The sequence below is a fragment of the Methanogenium marinum genome, from assembly GCF_028912405.1.
Classification (GTDB): Archaea; Halobacteriota; Methanomicrobia; order Methanomicrobiales; family Methanomicrobiaceae; genus Methanogenium; species Methanogenium marinum.
Map to the genome: position 1 here is coordinate 1,552,849 of NZ_JAKELO010000002.1, position 18,276 is coordinate 1,571,124.

The following is an 18,276-nucleotide window of genomic DNA, read 5'->3' on the forward strand; positions in this document are numbered from 1 at the left end:
TCTGGGTTTTTTCAGAATTTTATGGTATATTTACTTCTTCTGGAAAAACAGGGTACAGTGTCTGTAAATCCGGATAGTTATGTGTGAGATCCGTCCACCATGCATATGATCCGGTGAACGAGACGATGGAGAGGTTGGTGCCCGCGTGTATCAGGAGACCAAGCGGTTTTTTTTCACCCATACCTCCTCCTGTAAACACCGTTGTCCGGCTTTGAAATACCGGGAAGATGGTCATGTTACCCTGTGTGTAAGGACTATCAATTCCGATTGTCTCTTTCATTGGCTCCTCACCATTTTCCATACCGCCGGATGGCGGATGATTCTGACTACAGGCGGCACAAGGGCGAGGGGATGGGCAACCCGGATGGCCCCATCCGCATCCCCTTCCACCACATTATCATGGAATTCTGCCTCGGCTGCAAGGGATACTTTCCCCCCTGTCGCCATCAGCATGCCACGGATGGCCATCAGAAGGCCAAATGCCTCTCCTGTCAGGGCGGCATCGCCCAGTCCGAATCGGACTCTGGCCCGAAGATGATCAATTGCTATTTGGTGCAGAAGAGGACCAATCTGTGGCAGCACAGCATCCGCTATGCCTACGATATCAGGTGCAGTTTTCTCTTCGCCGTTTTCTCCCTCCCCCTCTTGTGGAGATTCCTGCTCTTCTTTCTCCGGCGATTCATTCAGAGTGATATCTGGCAGGATTTTTTGAAATGTTCGCCCGAAGAGAGACACATTGATGGTGGATTCATCCAGAGCATTCGCATGCAGGGTAATAATTCCCCACTTTGCACAAAGTCCAAAGAAGAGTGTCGGTGTGTCCTGGCAGAGTTTACCCCTGCCGCTGATGGTTACCGGCACTGCCCAGAGAATGATGAGCAGGGCTGCAATAAAGACGATGAGAAGCGCCGCTGTGGTGAGAAGAATCCCGTATATCATAAAAAGAAGAGTAGGGAATATCCCGTTTATGCTTTGTCTGTCTCTTCCGGTACTTCAGCCGGTGCTTCGGACTCTTCAGTCTTTTCTGCCGGCTCACCCTTTTTTGTCATCGCTTTCAGGGTTTCTGTCACCTGCGGGAGGACGTTCTCACCGATGGTGGCAATGGCCTCTGATATGGCAGTGTGCTTTTTGAGGGAGATCACCTGAACGCTCTCAATTCCTGTCAGTTTCTTGTGCAGGATGATAAGTGCCACGGGTGAGACGCCGCCACCGGCTCCGGCTCCGGCCCCTTCGCCGCTGGCTTCACCCTTTGATGCCTCTTTTCCGTTTCCTTTTGCCATACCGCCACCGAATCCAAATCCGAATGAGGCGATGGGAATGATCATTTTGTCCCCGGTATCGATCGCATCGCCCATTATGGTATTGGCATTGATGAGGCTGTCAAGTTCATCGGTTGCAAGTTTAAAGAAGTCTTCTCCTGACATCTAATTATCACCAGCCTTAGATATATTCCCGTACGTGTTAAGGTTACCGCATCCTCATCATTCAAATCACGACAAATATATGTTCTGCTCTGAGATTGGCCTTTTATATTGCAGTGGATGGGTGGCGCAACAGACATTTATATTACATTCTTCTTTGCCCTGATGGTGATGCTCCGTTCCCTGAAATAATATTTTGGTGATCCTTACAGAGACAAAGGAGTTCTCCCACGAATATGTGTTGTGACCTTGTCTTCGCGCTTTATGCTGTGATATTTGTGATGTGTCACATCCGTTTTTTGCAGGTTGATATATCCTGCAGGTCCACGAAATCCGTTATTTAGGGGTTTTCCGGGTCCTGCAGGGCCGGACAGAAGTTGCAGATCGAATGCCATATTTCCTCTTCCTTGTCCCGGATAGCACAATAAAAAGCACCGTTTTTTTTGTGCACCGTAAATCCGCCGGGAAATGGTGTTCCCTCCGGGTGACCTGGTTCATCACATACATACATTGCAAACGCACAGAGGAGGTAATAAAAAAGGTGGTAAAACGGCACCATTGCCTCGTTATCTCCGGGATAGGGTGTGTCATCTTCGTTCCGGAAGCAGGCATCCGGGATCATGTGGCAGAATTTTTCAAAGGTCTCACGGTCAGTGACAGGAACCTGCATCTGTGTCCATCCATATGTCCGGTCACATTTCAGGAGTTCATGGTACCGACCGAAGAACCACTTATCCGCATACGGGCGGAACTGTTCACGGTAGGGGTTGGGCAGGATGTCTGTTTCCTGCCTGACCCGTGCGCTGAGTACCGCAAGGTCATAGTGCCCGAACCGTCTCACCTCGCGGGCGAGAAATTCACCAAGATCCCCCTTTGTCTTTGCTGCCGCCATACCCGCTGCAATCCGGCGGATCTCCATCACCGGGTCGGCGACGCTGCGCATCAGGCCCGTTCCTCCGGAATTACCCTGCCCCTGGCATGGGTGTAGTGCTCGATGGTGCCTTTCACCGTAAGTGTGCCGTCCCGGTACTCTGATACTGCCCCATGTCCACCGAAAATGGTGCACACTTTGCCGGTTTTTTCTGTGAACTCCTGTGCAATCCAGGAGAGGGCACGCCGCTCGGCCCGTGCAAGATCAGAATCGACGTTTACGGATGTAACGAGATAGTCAGCATAGGAGTTGTAGCGGCGCCGTTCTTCTGTGAGGCTTGAAAAGTTCATGAGACTGTCGGAGGTGAAGAGATATCCTTCCTCCGGGCAGTAGAGCACGAGTTCGCCTACCTGGTGACCGCCCGGTGTCTCCAGTACTTCAAAGACGAGATCGCCGATGGTGAGGCGGCATATGACAGGAAATATGGAGCGTTTCTCTTCTGTTTCCGGTTTGATGAGATGGATATTCTTCTCTGCCGGAGGATTCCATCGTGAGTAGAGGGCAATCATGGTGGTGTATATCTCTTCGAGCACCATGCCCTCATTTCGCGATCCCCATGCACGGTTGCCGGTTCGGATGATCTCTTGGGTGGCAGGGTGCATTAGGGTGGGGACGTCGAAAAATCCTCCTGCTCCGCAGTGATCTGCATCCCCGTGGGAGGTGATGATGCGGGTCAACTCTTCTGCAACCGGGAGACCGTATGTTGCAAAGAGCTGCATCACGTCCGGGTTATAAACAGCATAGCCGGTATCCAGCATTTGGAATCCATCCAGTGCCCGGAACAGGTAGATATTTCCACCGCTGGGAAGCTGGATGGCATAGAGAGTTACCTCTTCGGAGAGGGTCAGTATCTGGACATCTGCATAGAATCCATCTCCACAAGTGGCTGCGATATACTCACCTGCCTCCAGGACATTCCGGAACACCGTCTTTGGGTCTTCTCCGCGTGCTGTCAGATCCTGTGCAGTATGATTTATGTCACCAAGGAACCGCAATAGGAAATCGTCGTCTCTGGTATCAATGAGTGTGCGCATCTTCTGGGCAAAACGTAGATAAAAAACCGTGTCATCGAGGCTTTTACCCGTTTTGTCGAACTCCAGCACCTCAATCGGGTAACGTGACTTGAGTGCATCAAGGAGTTCTTCAGCAGGGTTGCTTTCACGTACGTTCATGCTGATGGTGACCCGGTCAGGGTGAATGCCTGCGTCATCGAAGGTGATGGAGGTGATCTGAGCCCCCGCTCCGGTGGTCATCGTCAGAAAATCATTGAGTGCTCCTGATTCATGTGGCAGGTGAATATGAATCTTCAGGGACGCGAAGGTCTCAAGGGAAGTTTGCAGATATCCGATATCTGCGAGTCCCTGGCGGATCTTCTCGTACTCTTCCGGGGTGGCAGTTACTTCAAAGAAAGCTGTGTGCGGGTCGATGCCCCGGTCGAAATGAATTCTGTTGATATTGCCGTTATGGTCAGTAATGATGGTGACACCACGCTGAAGGCCGCCGGTCTGAATGGGTATGGTGGTGACAAATGCATATTGGTTCATGGTTTTATTCCATTTATACTGTTTTTCTGTGAATTCAGGCCGGACTAAACAAAATCATTGCCCAACCGATGGAATCCCGTCCAAAGAGGATATATTCGTCCTGTATGGCCTCAAAATATGCTGCAAGTTCGTCTGATTCCGGAGCCTCGGGTTGTTCCCGCAACCATGCGGCTGTGTGGGTCCAGATGCCGGACTCGTACCGGTCCCAGTCTGCAGGTGTTGCATGCCATAGCCATACAGGCTTCAGGCCAGCTTCGCGGCCTGCAGTGATTAGTTCATATAAGGTTCGCACCTCTGGCCATTCGCGGGCAAATTCAGGGGGTGTGCATGTCCCCTTCCAGACCCGATCCCCAAAGAGGATGGAACCGTTCTTTCCGGCGATTTCAGCACAGGCACTGATTGCCTCATCAGGCCCGCCCCAGCAGTCAACAGATCCAAGGGCGATGACAAGGTCGGGTTCCTCTGGGATTGCTGCTGTTGCCGCGTCTCCGCAGATAAATTCCAGGCGGTCTGAGAGACCTGCACGGGCTGCGGCAGCCGTGGCCGCCTTACAGGCATCCTCCCGGATGTCGATGCCGGATCCGGCACAACCGTAGGTATCTGCAAGCAGAATGAGTGCTGTTCCGTTGCCAGCCCCGGCGTCGATGATGAGACTCTCTTTCCCGATGCCTGCAACCCGTCCTGCCTCAAGGATTGCCGAGTCTGTCACCGGGTTCATGTGCCGCAGACTGCCTTGCGTGATATGAATAAGTGTATGTTCGTTCATGCGTATCGGTGGCCGGTATTGGCCTTTACAAAATATATGTTCTGTATCAGAAAAAAGGGTTGGGCAGGGTGCCCTGTTATTTTGAGAGGTACTCTCGGTATGCGTCAGGAATATCTTTTGTCTGGGATAGAATGTCGCGGTTCAGTTCCCGGATAGTTTCAGATGCCTGTGCAGCGTGGGACGCCTGAATCAGAATCTGATCACGTATCTCTTCGTCAGCGACTTCGTCTGCTAATCCCTCGAGATTTTTGCTGATGTCATGTAAGGGCTCCTTCAGGCGCAGAGCTGTCTCAGTGATATACCCGACGAGAGCAAAGTGCTCCTTTTCTGCCATCCCGGAGATTACCCAGATGATGACTGCTACTACGAAGTACATCAGGCCACGCATGACAATGGCTGGCTCAAAGATGCCTGTCAGCAGATATCCGTCAACGATGTGGAGCGTTCCCAGTGCTGCACCCATATAGATGACTCCGTTTCTGTACCAAAAACCGCCAATGGCGATCAAAAGATATGAAAATGAGGTGTAGACAATAGAGATGCCCAGAATCAGATGGCAGTAAAATTCCAATAATACAGCTATAACTACAAGAGCCACCCAGATGACGGGCTTTTCTTTCTCATACCGATTCCATTCAAGTGCAGGTACCACCGAATCACTTCCTGAATGTGGATATGTCCGCGCAAAGAAAAAGGTCTTTGGGTTTATGCTTTTTTTCTGATGGAACGTATGTCGGGCTATGGTAATACCAAAAATACAGGCATCTTTTGGTTATTCAGTTGAATTTAGTGGATATTTCATAAAATCCCGTGTTGGATGGGCGTATTTATTGAAAAATGGATAAATTGTCTTTATTTCTTAAAAACAACCTGATTTGTGCGACTTTTTTAAAAGATATGTGATTTATATCATACGAACCGTAACTTTTACCGTATGAAAAAGACAATCGGAAAAATCGTTGGGGTTCTGGTATTCTTTATCATTCTTCTTTGGCCCATGGACCCCGCCTTTTTCCCGGTGCAGGCGACCGCCGCCTCCACACTCCTCATGGTTATATGGTGGATCACAGAGGCAATTCCCATCCAGGCGACAGCTCTTTTGCCCATCGTACTCTTTCCCGCCCTGGGTGTGCTGACAGCCACTGAGGCGACAGCTCCGTATGCTGACAAGGTCATCTTCCTTTTTATGGGGGGTTTTATCATTGCGATGTCCATGCAGCGCTGGGGCCTGCATGAACGAATTGCACTCGCGATTCTGAATAAGGCGGGCTCTAATTCACGTATGCTTATTTTTGGGTTTATGGTTGCAACTGCGTTTCTCTCGATGTGGATATCAAATACGGCAACTGCGATGATGATGGTCCCCATTGCAATTGCCATCATCGCCACGATTCTACCGAAAAATGACCTGAAACTTGAAGATATGGACAAGCCACAGCGTGACTTTGCAGAATGTATTGTTATTTCCATCGCCTATGCAGCCAGTATTGGTGGTCTTGCAACGATCATCGGTACTCCGCCTAACGGCATATTCCTCGCACAGATGGAGACGATATTTCCCACTGCGCCGACCATTGATTTCTTCACCTGGATGAAGTTCGGGCTGCCACTTGCCATAGTCTTCCTCCCGATCGCATGGGCATGGCTCACCTACGGGCCGTACCGAAATATGCCGAAGAAGATTTCCCACGGGCATGATATTATCCAGCAGCGTATTTCTGAACTGGGCCCGATGAGCAAAGGTGAACGGTGGACCCTGATGGTCTTTGTACTAACCGCGGTTGCCTGGATTATGCGTTCTGAGAAGGATATTGGTGGATTTATTATTCCCGGTATCAATACGTATATGCCGTGGGTGCATGATTCCACCATTGCAATCGCAGGGGCTCTCCTGCTCTTCCTGTTGCCGGTTGACCGGAAACAGGGCATATATACTATGAACTGGGAATGGGCAAAGAAAATCCCCTGGGGTATTCTGATTCTCTTTGGTGGTGGAATTGCCCTTTCTAAGGCATTTATTGCCTCTGGGCTTGCTCAGGAAATAATCAACACGTTCACGATATTCCATGGTCTCCCGATCGTAGTGGCAGTGGTTGCTGTGGCGGTTATCGTCTCCTTTTTGACCGAGGTGACATCAAACACTGCGATGGCATCGGTGATGATCCCGATCATGGCTGTAACCTCCCTTTCGATGGGTATTCATCCGTGGATCCTGATGCTCACCGCAACCTTTGCTGCATCGATGGCATTTATGCTGCCGGTTGCGACCCCGCCGAATGCGGTAGCCTATGGTTCGGGCTACATCACTATGCATGATATGATGCGCTCCGGGTGGGTGCTTAACTTCATTGGTATTGGTATTCTGACCGTGATGATGTTCACCATCATCACCTGGGCTCTTGGTATTGGTTCTGAGATCCCAACGTGGGCACTGGAACCAGTGCTTGGTCCCTGAAAAAGAGAGCATATATTTTCCTCTTTTTTTCTCTTTGCAGTTTTTTTCCCGGCATGAATCATATGCCGAAGGTAGTAACGTTATTGCCTTCCGGGTCAACGTTTTCAGTATGGCACGGGAACGCTTCATAAAATCGGATCTTGATGAGGGACTGGGCGTAGAAGGAAAGCGGGCTCATGATACAAAGGCCAGTGTTGATGAGGTGTCAGCCAGCCCTCTCACATCTGAGGGACGGCCTGTCCCTGGTGAACGGGACCAGAACTCAAAGGAAAAGGCAAAAAAAGGAAAGTCATTTGATCGCCTCTCGATTAAAGAATGACATAACGCAAATATATTCTGGTAAAATGTGCCGGATTCACTGAGGCTGGAGGATAACGTCTTCCGGGTGCTCAACGATTATCTCTTTTTTTTCGCGATACGTCTGAACTATGCCGATTACCCTGGCCGTTTCTCCTATGATATTTTCAGGTTCATCCAGAGCGCCACCTGGTACAAAGACGGATGTATTGTTTATGGTGAACATGAGGTGGCCTCCTGTTCGGGTATTGGCTGCTACTGTAACACTACCTGTGAGCACAGCAAGGGTTCCGTCCTCAAGTGTCTCTGAGAATGGTATTGCAAATGGTTCTTCTCCTGCTGATTCAATCAGAAATGACATCACTGCCAGCAAAATGAGAACCCCTGTGATAAGGATGATGGCAGTCCGTTCCTGAGGATGGAGCATATGTGTGAATGTTGCCGTCCTGCACCGTAAATGTGGCGGCAGATATGCGAAGGGGTGGGGGGATTATTTGATGGGTGTAAATCATGTTTAGTTAATATTGCTCTTAATAAATCATTAGTGTTTTAAACCCAGGAAGCAGACCTTTTCGAATCTGGTGTTATTGTGGTCATTCGTATCTGCCGTTCTGGTATTCTGCTTATATTGCTCCTCGGGCTTTTCATTCTCCCCGTTATGGCCACAGATACGGTTACCGTGGCGCGCTATGCCTCAGGAGACAGCGAGCCGGAATATGAGGAATCGTTCACCATTGTATGGATGGAAGAGAATCTCCCCGTAATGGGAGATGGCACTACTCATTATTATCTGCAGGGACCAGTTTTTGATGAATCAGAAGACCCATGGAATCCAGATGAGGACATCAATTGTTATCCGAATAAAGACATGGGTGCTGTCAGGGGCACGGATGTGGCCGCACTCTGTGATCTCGCAGGCGGTGCACATAAGGGGGACGTGATTCTCATCCGTGCCGATGACGGGTTCAGGAAGTCCTTTCCCTACGCAAATGTGTATACACCACCAGCCCGGCAGGGCAGAATGGTTCTTGCCTGGGAAAAAGACGGTCAGAAGGCCGGTGCGGGATACTCTGACGGAATGCGGCTCCAGTTTTTTGCAGACACTTCGGTTAATCTGGGGGGCAAGCATATTTTTGGCAACAGTGATATGCGGGCTGCTCTCCCGGAGGAATACTGGCACTTTTTCCAGGAGGGTCTGCCCGCCAGCACCGGATTGTCTGTACAGTCTGTTTCACGCATCGAAATATATGAATCAAGCGGTGGACAACCCCCGGAGGTTCCGTCCGGTGATAATGATGGAGGAGTAGATGTCTGGGCGCCTGCACTTGGTACACTGACTGTTCTCTCTGCACCGGTGGATGCCGCAGTGGTGATTGACGGTGCGGTAAGTGAGTATCTGACCAATGTATCCATCCCGGAAATGCCGGTGGGATATTATGGAGTCACGGTGCAGCGGGAGGGATATGAGACTCCGGATAAGGAATGGGTCTGGGTGGCAGACGGTTCCAATGCCACGGTTTCCTTTGCACTTACCGGGATCACCGCCCCATGCACAGTGGTTTCTCATCCGGCGGGTGCTACTGTCGCTGTGGACGGAACATATAGTGGGGCAGCAGACACTGACCCTCTGTTTCTCATTACCGGAAATCATACCCTCACCCTCACCATGGATGGGTATGTGCTACTGGAAATACCGGTACACATCACGAAAGACGGGGAGAACCGTGTGGAAGGTGTGCTTGTTCCCCTTTGCAGTGGCATAGATAACCCTCTCCTCACCGCCGGGCCACATGGCACTCTCCCTGGATCTTTTCTGGTGGCTACGGCACCTGGATACCCCGGTTTTATTGCCGGGGGTGAATCGATACCGGTGATTCTGCCTGACATAAGTGGGGAAGAGATCACGTCATATCTCCTTTTTTCCCATGGCTATGACACGGCATCGGGTCTTCCTGCTGAACCACAACCTGTGATTACGTCCGGGGATGTACGACTGATTCCCCGGCATATTGCAAATTCCCTCGCTCCCGCAGGCACGGTTGATCAGATCTGTTCTCTTTTCCCCTCCGCATCAAAAGCCCTCACACTTGGTGGCGCTGGAGGGGCAGAGGATGTATTCTCTCTATTGGGTGTCGTATCCCTGTGTGCTCTTCCCGGTCCTGATACATTTTCATATGCGGTGTATGAAGGATGCGTCCCGGCGGAAGGAGATATTTGTATCGTTCCCGCAGATACTCTGCCGGAAAACGGGACAAAAACTCTCAATCTGATCTGCACCGGGGCAGGAGCAGATGGGCCGTCTGTCTCAGTGAACGGGTTTCCACTGAAAGGTGAATATTTTGCTCCTGTTCCGGGTCTTGTGCATATCAGGGTGCCCCTGCCGCCCGGTGGTGGTGCATATAGAGTTGCCGCAACTGATGCTCCTCCCGGATGTATAGTCAGGGTTGTGGTGGCGACTGCAACAACGGAGGCCGACGCTGTTTCTGGTGGAGCAGAAACAGAAAACGGGGAAGAAAGAGAATGCGGTGCAGATATTCCTGTTGATGATAATGGGTTTTTTGCAGGCATTTTCAGGTTTTTGTCCTCACTCTTCTCTTCTCCTTCAGATGGGGAATGTACTGGTGAAAAAAATATATATCCGCCTGTTGACGTCCCTCTGTCGGATGTGACGCCGACACCGGTTTCTGCAGTTCCTGCCCCTGATCTGAATCCTACGTACGCAGCACCCGCGGGGTCTGCAGAAGATGGCAGAACTGATTCTCCTACGGGAGGGATACTGGTGAAATCTGTGCCATCGGGTGCGTGGATAAGTCTGGATGGTAAATCGACCGGGAAAAAGACCCCTTCCCTCTTTGCCGGTCTCAAAGAAGGAACACATCGTATTAGTGTTTCATCGGCCCTCACCGGTGATTCACAGTCCAATACGGCATGGGTCTATCCGGGGGCGCTTATTCCTGCAACCTTTGACTTCTCCAGCAGTCTCCCGGAGGCGTCCGTACAGGTGGAGAGTGCAACAGATGAACCGATGATTTTTACGGTGAACGGAAACCTGCCGGAGCAGACAACGCCTGCAGTGGTGACCATCACAGATACCGATTCATTCGTTGCAGTCCACTCAGATGATGGATATCAGACGTATCCTTTGGATTACCGGCGTGAGGGCGGTGCATTATCACTTTCCCTGGCCAAACCCGGACCCTGCACGGTCTCTGTTACATCCGAACCGGCAGGTGCTGAGATCTTTGTGGATGGCAAAAGAACAGGTGAAACTACTCCATCTGAAATATCCGGTCTCTCCGCAGGTCGTCACCTGATAGCCTGTTCCCTGGTGGGATATAACCCGGATGCACAGGTAATGGTGGTGAATAATCTTCCCGGAACCCTGGATGCAGAGGCTGGATTTACTCTCGAACCGTATTCAAACGGAGACCTCCTTGTGACATCAAAACCTGCGGGTGCAAAAATATACCTCTATGGCCACTACACCGGTTTGGTAACGCCTGCAACGATTCACGGCCTTCCGATTGGTACCTATGAAATTGGTCTTTCTTTGGACGATGAAACTACTGTCCAGGGAGTGACTGTCCTTCCGGAAACTGCGGTGACGTATGAATTCCGGTTAGGAGATGAATAAAAAGAGATGCAAAAAGCATGAAAATGAGTATGATTTCAATGAATTCTGGAAATATTCGTCCTTCAGGACGCACGACTTTCTGCCGCATCACAGTGGCAGTAATTATAGCAGCACTCCTCCTCTGTGCAGGGGCTGCTGCAGGACCGACGACAAACATTACCGTGACAAAAATTGCAGCAGGCACTGGTGACATCATTGCTGAGAAGACGGTGGATTATCTCTGGATGCAGGAGAATCTGCCGGTGCAGGGTGATGGTGTCACCCACTACTACCACCAGGGTCCGGTATTCTCTAAAGACAAAGATGTGGCCTGGGATCATAATGAAACAAAAAACTACAAGGATCATGGTGCAGTGATGGGAACTGATGTGGCTGACCTCTGCAGTCTGGTTGGCGGTGCTGAACCAGGAGATGAGATCATGATTCGGTCTTCCGACGGGTATCATGTGGAATTCCCGTATGAGAATGTCTGCACTCCCGATTCCCGTCAGGGGCCGATAGTTGTCACTTGGTATAATGGCGATGACGCGGTGAGCGGGGAACGTGCCGGTGTTGGTTATACTCCTGAGGATTACTACAGTGGTATGCGCCTTGTCTTCTTTGCAGACGACTCCACCAATGTGGATGGGAAACATGTCTATGGAAACTGGGATATGCATGAGACAATGCCTGGGTCAGCGCAGCATTTCTTTGAACTGATGCCATCAACCAATGGTTTCACCGCAAAGTGGATAGATGAAGTGCGAATCTATGAGGACGGCTTTACCGGCGATACTTCAGCACCGGTTAAATCTCTGCAGGCTGAAGCTACCGAAACCGGTGCTGCTGCAGTGCCGGACACAACCCCGACGCCTGCTCCTTTGGTGCTTATCGCTGCAGGATTTGCCCTTGCCCTTGTGCCGCTGCGCCGGAGGATCTGATGAAACGGTTCATTCCGATTCTTTGTCTCTGTCTTCTTGCAACCGCCTGTATCTGTGGATGCACCGGTAATGCTGACCCGGTGGTAACAGATCCGTCTGCAACTGACATCCTGCCGGGGAATCTCACGATAAAAAACGGTGATCTTGAGGTTGTTCTGGACGGGGATATGATCAGGGACCTGCCGGCATTTGTTGGGTATGGTTATGCCGTCTCCACTGTCGGGATCAAATACGGTCCCTATGGTGTGAAAGGGGTGCGTCTCACAGATCTCATCGCTGTTGTAGGTGAATTTGGGCTGGAGAACCAGGTCTGGGTTTCGGCCCCTGATGGGTATCTCTGGGTATTTGACTATGACCAGGCACTGGGTGAGGGATTCATCACTTTTGATGCAAATCTCAAAGAAGTGCCCGCACCGCCACTGACTATCATCATCATGTATGAACAGGATGGGATGCCCCTCACCAATGAGGACGGAGGTCCATTCCGGATGGTGGTGGCAACTGATACTCCTGATGTTATAACCGAAGGAAGTTCCTGGGTGAAGTGGGTTGATACCATTGAAATCAAGTAATTCCAAAACTTCTTTCTTTCTTTTTTTGGCTATCTGTATTGTTGTAGTCACTCTGATAACTGCGGCCGGATGTAGTGACACAACCGGGAAAACGGTCATTAATGTGGTTCCGGCAGGTAGTCTCTTAGGCCCGATGGAGACGATGGAGGCTGAGTACGAAGCCCTGCACCCGGAGATTGATATCCGGAGTGAAGGACATGGCAGTATCCAGTGTATACGACAGGTAACTGACCTGCACCGTGACTTTGATGTGGTCATTGTTGCAGATGAATCTCTTATTCCTGATATGATGTATGTCCCCCGTGAGGATGGAAACGGCACCTATGCCACGTCATACACTCCTCTCGCCCGCAATGAAATGGTCATTGCCTATACCAACCTGAGTCAGTATGCAGATGAGTTCACAAAGGAAAACTGGATGGAAATTCTCCGCCGCCCCGATGTGCGGACCGGTATCTCAAACCCGATGCTTGACGCATCTGGTTACCGTGGTCTGATGGTGCTGCTCTTAGCAGAAAATTACTATGATACAGAAGGTCTCTTTGACACAATCATCTCCCGCAATCTTGCACAGGAACCTGTTGTGGTGCGGAATGGCACAACAGCAAAGGTCATCCTCCCGGAGATGATGAAGACGTCAGGGCCGGGGCTTGTCATCCGTGATGGCAGTGTGTATCTGCTCTCCCTTCTGGAGGCGGGAGGGATTGATTATGCCTTTGAATACAGAAGTGTAGCAGAAGAACACGGATTACGGTACATCTCCCTCCCGCCGGAAATTGATCTTAGTACACCAGTCTATGCTGATCAGTACGATGATGTCAGTGTAACCCTCGGATACCAGCGGTTCAGTTCAATCGGGAGTGAAAGGACGGGACGACCCATTGTATACGGCATTACCGTGCCGACAACAGCCACCCATCCGGAAGAGGGAGAACAGTTTGCACAGTTTGTTCTTCAGTCGATGGAAGCCGGATATGATGCCTGGCCGCGGCCGTATTCTGAAACATAGTGTTCAATCCAAATCCGGATTTTCTTTTTTTATATTTCGGGGATATTCCTGCCGATGGTCTCCGGCATGTGTTGTATTTTCGTTCTGTACTGTTTTTATCTGACAGCGTCTTTGGGAGTCATATCTGAACAGATTTATTCATCCCGGTTGTGCTGCGGGCACAGGAAAAAAATAGAGAGGGATCAGAGAGCGTTTAAGTCCATCACTGTTTTGATGGTACCCGGGACTTTCCGGGTAATGGTACTGGGCCCCCCTTTCCCGTTCTGAATCTGAATGGAGAATTCTGTCCCCGGGGACAGACCTTCTGCGGGGTAGACGAGAATGGTGAATATTTCCCCTGGCTCGATGATAAGATCGTTATCCGCCTGCTCCCCTGCATTGACGTGGCTTCGTGATGCAACCGTCCAGTTTGGGCGTTCCAGCGGCATGTTTCCGGAATACCGGAGCCCTTCAATGTGCCCTTCAGTAGATATTCTGATGTCTGCGGTTTCCATGTTGATTCCTCCCGTCTCCCCCCCCATCAGACGCAGGGGGAGCGATACTGCTCCCATTTTTTCCGGATGGGTGGGGCCTTCAGCAACCGTGACGCCTTCATACGGGCCGCCATTGTCAGCAAACCCGTAGATGTCCCCTTTTGGTACGAGTTTGTCAGCGGATGATTCTATGAAGTTCGGAATGATACCTCCATCGTGGTTAGAGGTCAGGGGGGATCCAAGCAGGTAATGGACTACGATCAAAAGACCGATGATGGCAATGATGCCAATGACAATATCTGCACCGGTGACGGCATCTTCACGGGAGGGATTCATAATATCTCTTCTGTAGTCTTCTGGTGTTAAAACCATGTCTTAGTAATGGCGGCGTCGGATGATGTAACCGATAAAAAGCAGCATGATTACCCCCGCGGCAATTTCCTGTCTGAGGAGGTTATCATTAGCTGGTGTTGATGCGTCATCCGGCAGGGGACCGGCATCTTCCCAGTCTGCGGTAAAGACATCACTGAAGTAGGCTCCTGCATCCGTACTTTCAATGATGACACCTGCTTCACGGTTGAAGGAAGGGGAATTTTCATTCCAGTTGACCGATGAGATGAGCACGGCATCGCCATCTACGATGACCCCTTTGTTGTGCACTTTCTCCGGGTATCCGGGGCCGAGGTGAGCAAGGCGTGCCTCCATTGAAAGTCCTTCTGCTGTCGCAAGGGCATTTATCTGTGCTGCCATTTCATCATTGTCGTTTTCCCCTTCGATATTGAACCAGTAACTGTCGAGAATGATACGTACGGTAACCCCCTGGCGGGCAGCGCCAACCGCCGCTTCGAGATATGGATTTGGTGTGTCTTTTGTCCAGTTGCTGATGTAGGCCTGCTGTATGTCAACCGTATTCTCTGCATCTTTGATGAGTTCCGGAATAAGGTATGCAGTATCCGGGGCAAGGACCGGAGTCACGGTAGCGCCCTCAAAGGAATGTGTACCAAATGCCGGTTTGTATGGATACCCTGAACTCTCCTCCGGCAGGGTGCCTGTGCCGGAAAATGGAACAATATCATTCCCTGTCATATCAGCCGTGAAAACGTCTGCAAAATAGTCTGCCACCCGGGGGTCGGTGATAAGGATGCCCCATCCCCTGTTTCCTGTACTTCCTCTCTGAGGGAATCCGCTCCCCTTGAAGTTTTCGGATGTCACAAGGACTGCTTCACGGTCGGCGATGATATATTTGGCATGGTCATAGCGATAGCGGGCATGAGCGTTATCTGTGGTCTCCATCGTGTATACTTTGGCACCGTTATCACGGAGATATGTGGCCGTCCCCTTCTCTTCGCTGCTGATACCGCCGACCGGCCCGCCTTCTAAGAGGAGGGTGACACTGACGCCATCGTCCAGTGCGGCGACAACGTCTGTTGCAAGGCCCGAGTCTGCGAACTCATAGACATTGATGAGCAGCTCTGTGTCTGCGAGAGCAATGGCGCTCTCGAGCATCTCCCGTGATGCATCCGGTGCTGCAAACACCGTTCCGGAGACGCCGGAGAAGGAGACAGGAACAAACTGTGACTGGCCAATCATCAGCGGGCGGGGATCCCAGATGCCATCTTTTTGAAAGTGTACCTGTCCCTCACGGCAGACAATGTCTCCTGGCCAGGTGACGCGGCAGGTTTCCTGTCCACCTTCCCGCAGGATGACCTCGTCCCCTTTGTTTCCCAGTTTTAAGGTCCCCGTACGAATTAGATCAGGTACGCCGGGTGCGGAATCATACCATTCATAGTCTGGGTATGCCCCGTGCACCGTGCGATATGCCTCTGCCTGCTGTGCCACAACAATTCTCCCCTCTGCCCTGTCACCGTCCGGGAACCGGGCACTGCCCTCCCCGTCTGATATTGAGACACCGGTGAGACTGCCACTGCCGGAGATGACGAGGTATTCGTCGGCCTCCCCCTTGTACCAGGTATCCGGACAAACTTCGGTGATGGTGAATGCAGCGGTCACCGTGCCACAGCAGAGGAGACAGAGTGCCAGGAAGAGGGGGAGGATGTGCATATCTGAGAGATATGTCCGGAAAAATATACGTTTTTCGAATTGAATCCGGACCTCTTTTTGACGAATTATTTATGTCTCAGAATGATGATGGTTTATCAGAGTACTGAAATGGATACGGGAGCAGAAAAGAGAAATGGCCCTCTGGTTGTTAAGGTCGGCGGTAGCCTGACAGCAGAGATTCCGGAACTATATGAGATTCTCGTATCATCCGGCCGTGACATTCTGATCGTTCCGGGCGGCGGTCGCTTTGCCGATGCTGTCAGGGATGCAGGTGCTGAAGGAACACCGGCACACTGGATGGCTGTCTGTGCGATGGAACAGACTGCATGGCTTTTGGTGGCGGCAGGGGCTGTTCCTGTGGAAGGGGTGCATGACCCGGTAGAGGGCGTTTCGGTGCTACTACCCTACCGGGCGATGCGGGAAGCCGATCCGCTGCCCCATTCCTGGGATGTGACGTCAGATACTATTGCGGCATGGGTTGCATCGGCACGGGATGCCCCGCTTTTGCTCCTGAAATCAGTGGATGGAATATTGTGTGAGGGGGAACTATGTGAATTTGTTTCTGGGGAGATGGGGCCGGGAACAATAGAAACGGATGTGGTAGATCCGTTATTTCTTCCTTTCGCCCATGCATCAGGTGTCAGATGGGCCATCATCAACGGCCGTGAACCGGAACGATTACGTCTTTTTCTGCAGGGTGAAAAGCCCCTTGGTACCTATTCTAATCCACATCTTTAATTGTTTTGATGCCGAACTAATAAGTTAATTATGGCAATAGAGAAGTGTACCTCCTGTAATGTCCCGCTCGCATCAGAGGGCTGGACAAAGTTCTCCTGCCCCAAGTGCGGAGAAACCATATACCGGTGCCATGACTGCCGGCACCAGAGTATCCCCTACGAATGCAAGAAATGCGGATTCATGGGACCCTGAAGTATGGGTGACGTAGCAGTAATTATCAAGATTATGCCCAAGTCACCTGACGTTGACCTCGTGGCACTGCAGGCATTAATCAAGGAAAAGCTTCCCGGAACACAGGACTTGGTTGTCGAGCCTATCGGCTTTGGTCTCTCCAGTCTGAAAGCTGCAATCGTTGTCCCTGACGCTGAAGGGAGCACCGAAGAGGCTGAGGCAACACTCCGCGGTCTTGAGGGTGTCGAGTCTGCAGAGATTATCTCTGTTACCCTGACCTAAGAGCAGTATTTTCTGTTCTTATCAATTTTTTCCTTTGAGTTGGTGTGTGCCTTTTTGGTATGGTGACGTTTATGTTCTGCCGTATATACTGAAGACTGAATGTGGGTAATTGAGATTTTCTCCGTCCGTACTTTTGTGACCATTTTTTCCCTTGTTTTGGGGTATTTTGAGGTAAAATAGACGTATTTGTCATTCCTTTTTACTATTGAAATAATCTGGCTTCACCCGTGAGATATACTGGGAGTGGATGGAGATGTCCGATCTCTGGATAGATGATTCAGATGATGGTGGCGATGAGGATGAGCATCCCGACCCCGCCGACGTTTGCACTTCTTCAACTGCTTTGCACTCAAGAAATGGAAACATAACGGATTCCCAAAATGCTCAGAATGATGTGTATTCTTCTAAAAAAGTACAATATGGAGAAATATGTACAGATAGTAAAAGAAGTTTGCATGTTTTCGGGGAAACACACAGCACACCTGACGGAGGGGATGATTCCGGTAGGGACTTCTGTGAATCTGGAATGGGTGCAAACAAAGAGTCAATATATAAATGCAATGAACAATTGGCATTTCGTGACAGCAAAAACGATATTTACTCATGCAAAGCTGAAAACAAAGCAAAAAAACATATGAAAAGATGCAAACAAATCGCTCGAAGGGAATCGTAAACCCGCTCCCTGGCATTCTTGATCATCGGGACTTTGAGCGTTCTACAGTCATCCTGGGTCATTGTCATCTCTGCGGTGAAGGGGCGGCGGTGTATCATTCTGAAGAGCATCGGGCGAGTATCTGTGAAGCGTGCTATTCATGGCCGGTCAGGGAGTGGAACAGGAGTGAGGGGGTGGTGTGAAGAAGGGAAAAGAGTCTGGTTCAATAAGAGGAAAATTCATATTATTGACGGTTGTGGCATGCAATGGTATATATTCTGCTGAAAATCGCATCTAAAACGAATAGCCAGACACCGTTTAGGAAAGACATTACGAATTGGTTTCCATAG

21 protein-coding genes are annotated in these 18,276 nt (G+C 50.6%); 11 read left to right on the top strand and 10 right to left on the bottom strand.

Going from position 1 to position 18,276, the window contains the following annotated elements; all coding sequences use genetic code 11:
- Positions 1–19: 19 nt before the first annotated feature.
- From L0665_RS07785 to L0665_RS07815, 7 genes are all read right to left on the bottom strand, one after another.
- Complete coding sequence (locus L0665_RS07785) at positions 20–280, bottom strand: hypothetical protein (protein WP_274925125.1); 261 nt, start codon at positions 278–280, stop codon at positions 20–22.
- Entirely contained in the window at positions 277–939 is a 663-nt protein-coding gene (locus L0665_RS07790; protein ID WP_274925126.1) for a DUF2953 domain-containing protein, read from the bottom strand. Before L0665_RS07790 ends, L0665_RS07785 begins: the two co-directional genes overlap by 4 nt.
- A 26-nt stretch (positions 940–965) precedes the next feature.
- Positions 966–1,424, bottom strand: a complete 459-nt coding sequence (locus L0665_RS07795; RefSeq protein ID WP_274925127.1) for a GerW family sporulation protein — start codon at positions 1,422–1,424, stop codon at positions 966–968.
- A 337-nt stretch (positions 1,425–1,761) separates the two neighbouring features.
- The gene (locus L0665_RS07800) at positions 1,762–2,364 is read right to left on the bottom strand and encodes a DUF2115 domain-containing protein (protein WP_274925128.1); all 603 of its coding nucleotides are present in this window, start codon (positions 2,362–2,364) and stop codon (positions 1,762–1,764) included.
- Positions 2,364–3,896, bottom strand: a complete 1,533-nt coding sequence (locus L0665_RS07805; protein WP_274925129.1) for an MBL fold metallo-hydrolase — start codon at positions 3,894–3,896, stop codon at positions 2,364–2,366. The genes L0665_RS07800 and L0665_RS07805 overlap by 1 nt, the downstream gene beginning before the upstream one ends.
- A gap of 34 nt (positions 3,897–3,930) precedes the next feature.
- Positions 3,931–4,614, bottom strand: coding sequence for a class I SAM-dependent methyltransferase (locus L0665_RS07810; RefSeq protein WP_274925130.1), 684 nt, complete (start codon positions 4,612–4,614; stop codon positions 3,931–3,933).
- A gap of 124 nt (positions 4,615–4,738) precedes the next feature.
- Positions 4,739–5,314, bottom strand: coding sequence for a hypothetical protein (locus L0665_RS07815; RefSeq protein ID WP_274925131.1), 576 nt, complete (start codon positions 5,312–5,314; stop codon positions 4,739–4,741).
- 282 nt (positions 5,315–5,596) lie between these two features.
- On the opposite strand from L0665_RS07815, the gene L0665_RS07820 reads away from it, so the two are divergent.
- Both L0665_RS07820 and L0665_RS07825 read left to right on the top strand, forming a co-directional pair.
- Entirely contained in the window at positions 5,597–7,117 is a 1,521-nt protein-coding gene (locus L0665_RS07820; protein WP_274925132.1) for an SLC13 family permease, read from the top strand.
- Positions 7,118–7,226: 109 nt separating this feature from the next.
- Positions 7,227–7,436, top strand: coding sequence for a hypothetical protein (locus tag L0665_RS07825; protein ID WP_274925133.1), 210 nt, complete (start codon positions 7,227–7,229; stop codon positions 7,434–7,436).
- Positions 7,437–7,472: 36 nt separating this feature from the next.
- On the opposite strand, the gene L0665_RS07830 is transcribed toward L0665_RS07825, so the two are convergent.
- Positions 7,473–7,841, bottom strand: coding sequence for a hypothetical protein (locus L0665_RS07830; RefSeq protein WP_274925134.1), 369 nt, complete (start codon positions 7,839–7,841; stop codon positions 7,473–7,475).
- 162 nt (positions 7,842–8,003) lie between these two features.
- Here L0665_RS07830 and L0665_RS07835 point away from each other — a divergent pair, with 162 nt between their 5' ends.
- The 4 genes from L0665_RS07835 to wtpA are packed head-to-tail and all read left to right on the top strand — an operon-like array spanning position 8,004 to position 13,549.
- Positions 8,004–11,048 (top strand): PEGA domain-containing protein, encoded by a 3,045-nt coding sequence (locus L0665_RS07835; RefSeq protein WP_274925135.1) that lies wholly within the window; start codon positions 8,004–8,006, stop codon positions 11,046–11,048.
- Positions 11,049–11,086: 38 nt separating this feature from the next.
- A complete protein-coding gene (locus tag L0665_RS07840) occupies positions 11,087–11,968 on the top strand; it encodes an argininosuccinate synthase (protein ID WP_274925136.1) in 882 nt (293 codons plus the stop codon).
- Positions 11,968–12,540: a molybdopterin-dependent oxidoreductase gene (locus tag L0665_RS07845; protein WP_274925137.1), complete on the top strand. Its 573-nt coding sequence runs from the start codon at positions 11,968–11,970 to the stop codon at positions 12,538–12,540. The genes L0665_RS07840 and L0665_RS07845 overlap by 1 nt, the downstream gene beginning before the upstream one ends.
- 25 nt (positions 12,541–12,565) lie before the next feature.
- Positions 12,566–13,549 (top strand): tungstate ABC transporter substrate-binding protein WtpA, encoded by a 984-nt coding sequence (gene wtpA / locus L0665_RS07850; RefSeq protein ID WP_274925138.1) that lies wholly within the window; start codon positions 12,566–12,568, stop codon positions 13,547–13,549.
- Positions 13,550–13,731: 182 nt separating this feature from the next.
- Here wtpA and L0665_RS07855 read toward each other — a convergent pair whose 3' ends face one another.
- Positions 13,732–14,358, bottom strand: coding sequence for a hypothetical protein (locus L0665_RS07855; protein WP_274925139.1), 627 nt, complete (start codon positions 14,356–14,358; stop codon positions 13,732–13,734).
- Positions 14,359–14,397: 39 nt separating this feature from the next.
- Complete coding sequence (locus L0665_RS07860) at positions 14,398–16,083, bottom strand: phospholipase D-like domain-containing protein (protein WP_274925140.1); 1,686 nt, start codon at positions 16,081–16,083, stop codon at positions 14,398–14,400.
- An 81-nt stretch (positions 16,084–16,164) separates the two neighbouring features.
- Here L0665_RS07860 and L0665_RS07865 point away from each other — a divergent pair, with 81 nt between their 5' ends.
- From L0665_RS07865 to L0665_RS07885, 5 genes are all read left to right on the top strand, one after another.
- Complete coding sequence (locus L0665_RS07865; protein ID WP_274925141.1) at positions 16,165–16,821, top strand: amino acid kinase family protein; 657 nt, start codon at positions 16,165–16,167, stop codon at positions 16,819–16,821.
- 30 nt (positions 16,822–16,851) lie between these two features.
- Positions 16,852–17,013, top strand: a complete 162-nt coding sequence (locus L0665_RS07870) for a zinc finger domain-containing protein (protein WP_274925142.1) — start codon at positions 16,852–16,854, stop codon at positions 17,011–17,013.
- 3 nt (positions 17,014–17,016) lie between these two features.
- Positions 17,017–17,274, top strand: a complete 258-nt coding sequence (locus tag L0665_RS07875; protein ID WP_274925143.1) for an elongation factor 1-beta — start codon at positions 17,017–17,019, stop codon at positions 17,272–17,274.
- 253 nt (positions 17,275–17,527) lie between these two features.
- Positions 17,528–17,947, top strand: coding sequence for a hypothetical protein (locus tag L0665_RS07880; protein WP_274925144.1), 420 nt, complete (start codon positions 17,528–17,530; stop codon positions 17,945–17,947).
- Entirely contained in the window at positions 17,917–18,129 is a 213-nt protein-coding gene (locus L0665_RS07885; RefSeq protein WP_274925145.1) for a hypothetical protein, read from the top strand. The genes L0665_RS07880 and L0665_RS07885 overlap by 31 nt, the downstream gene beginning before the upstream one ends.
- The last annotated feature ends 147 nt before the right edge of the window (positions 18,130–18,276 follow it).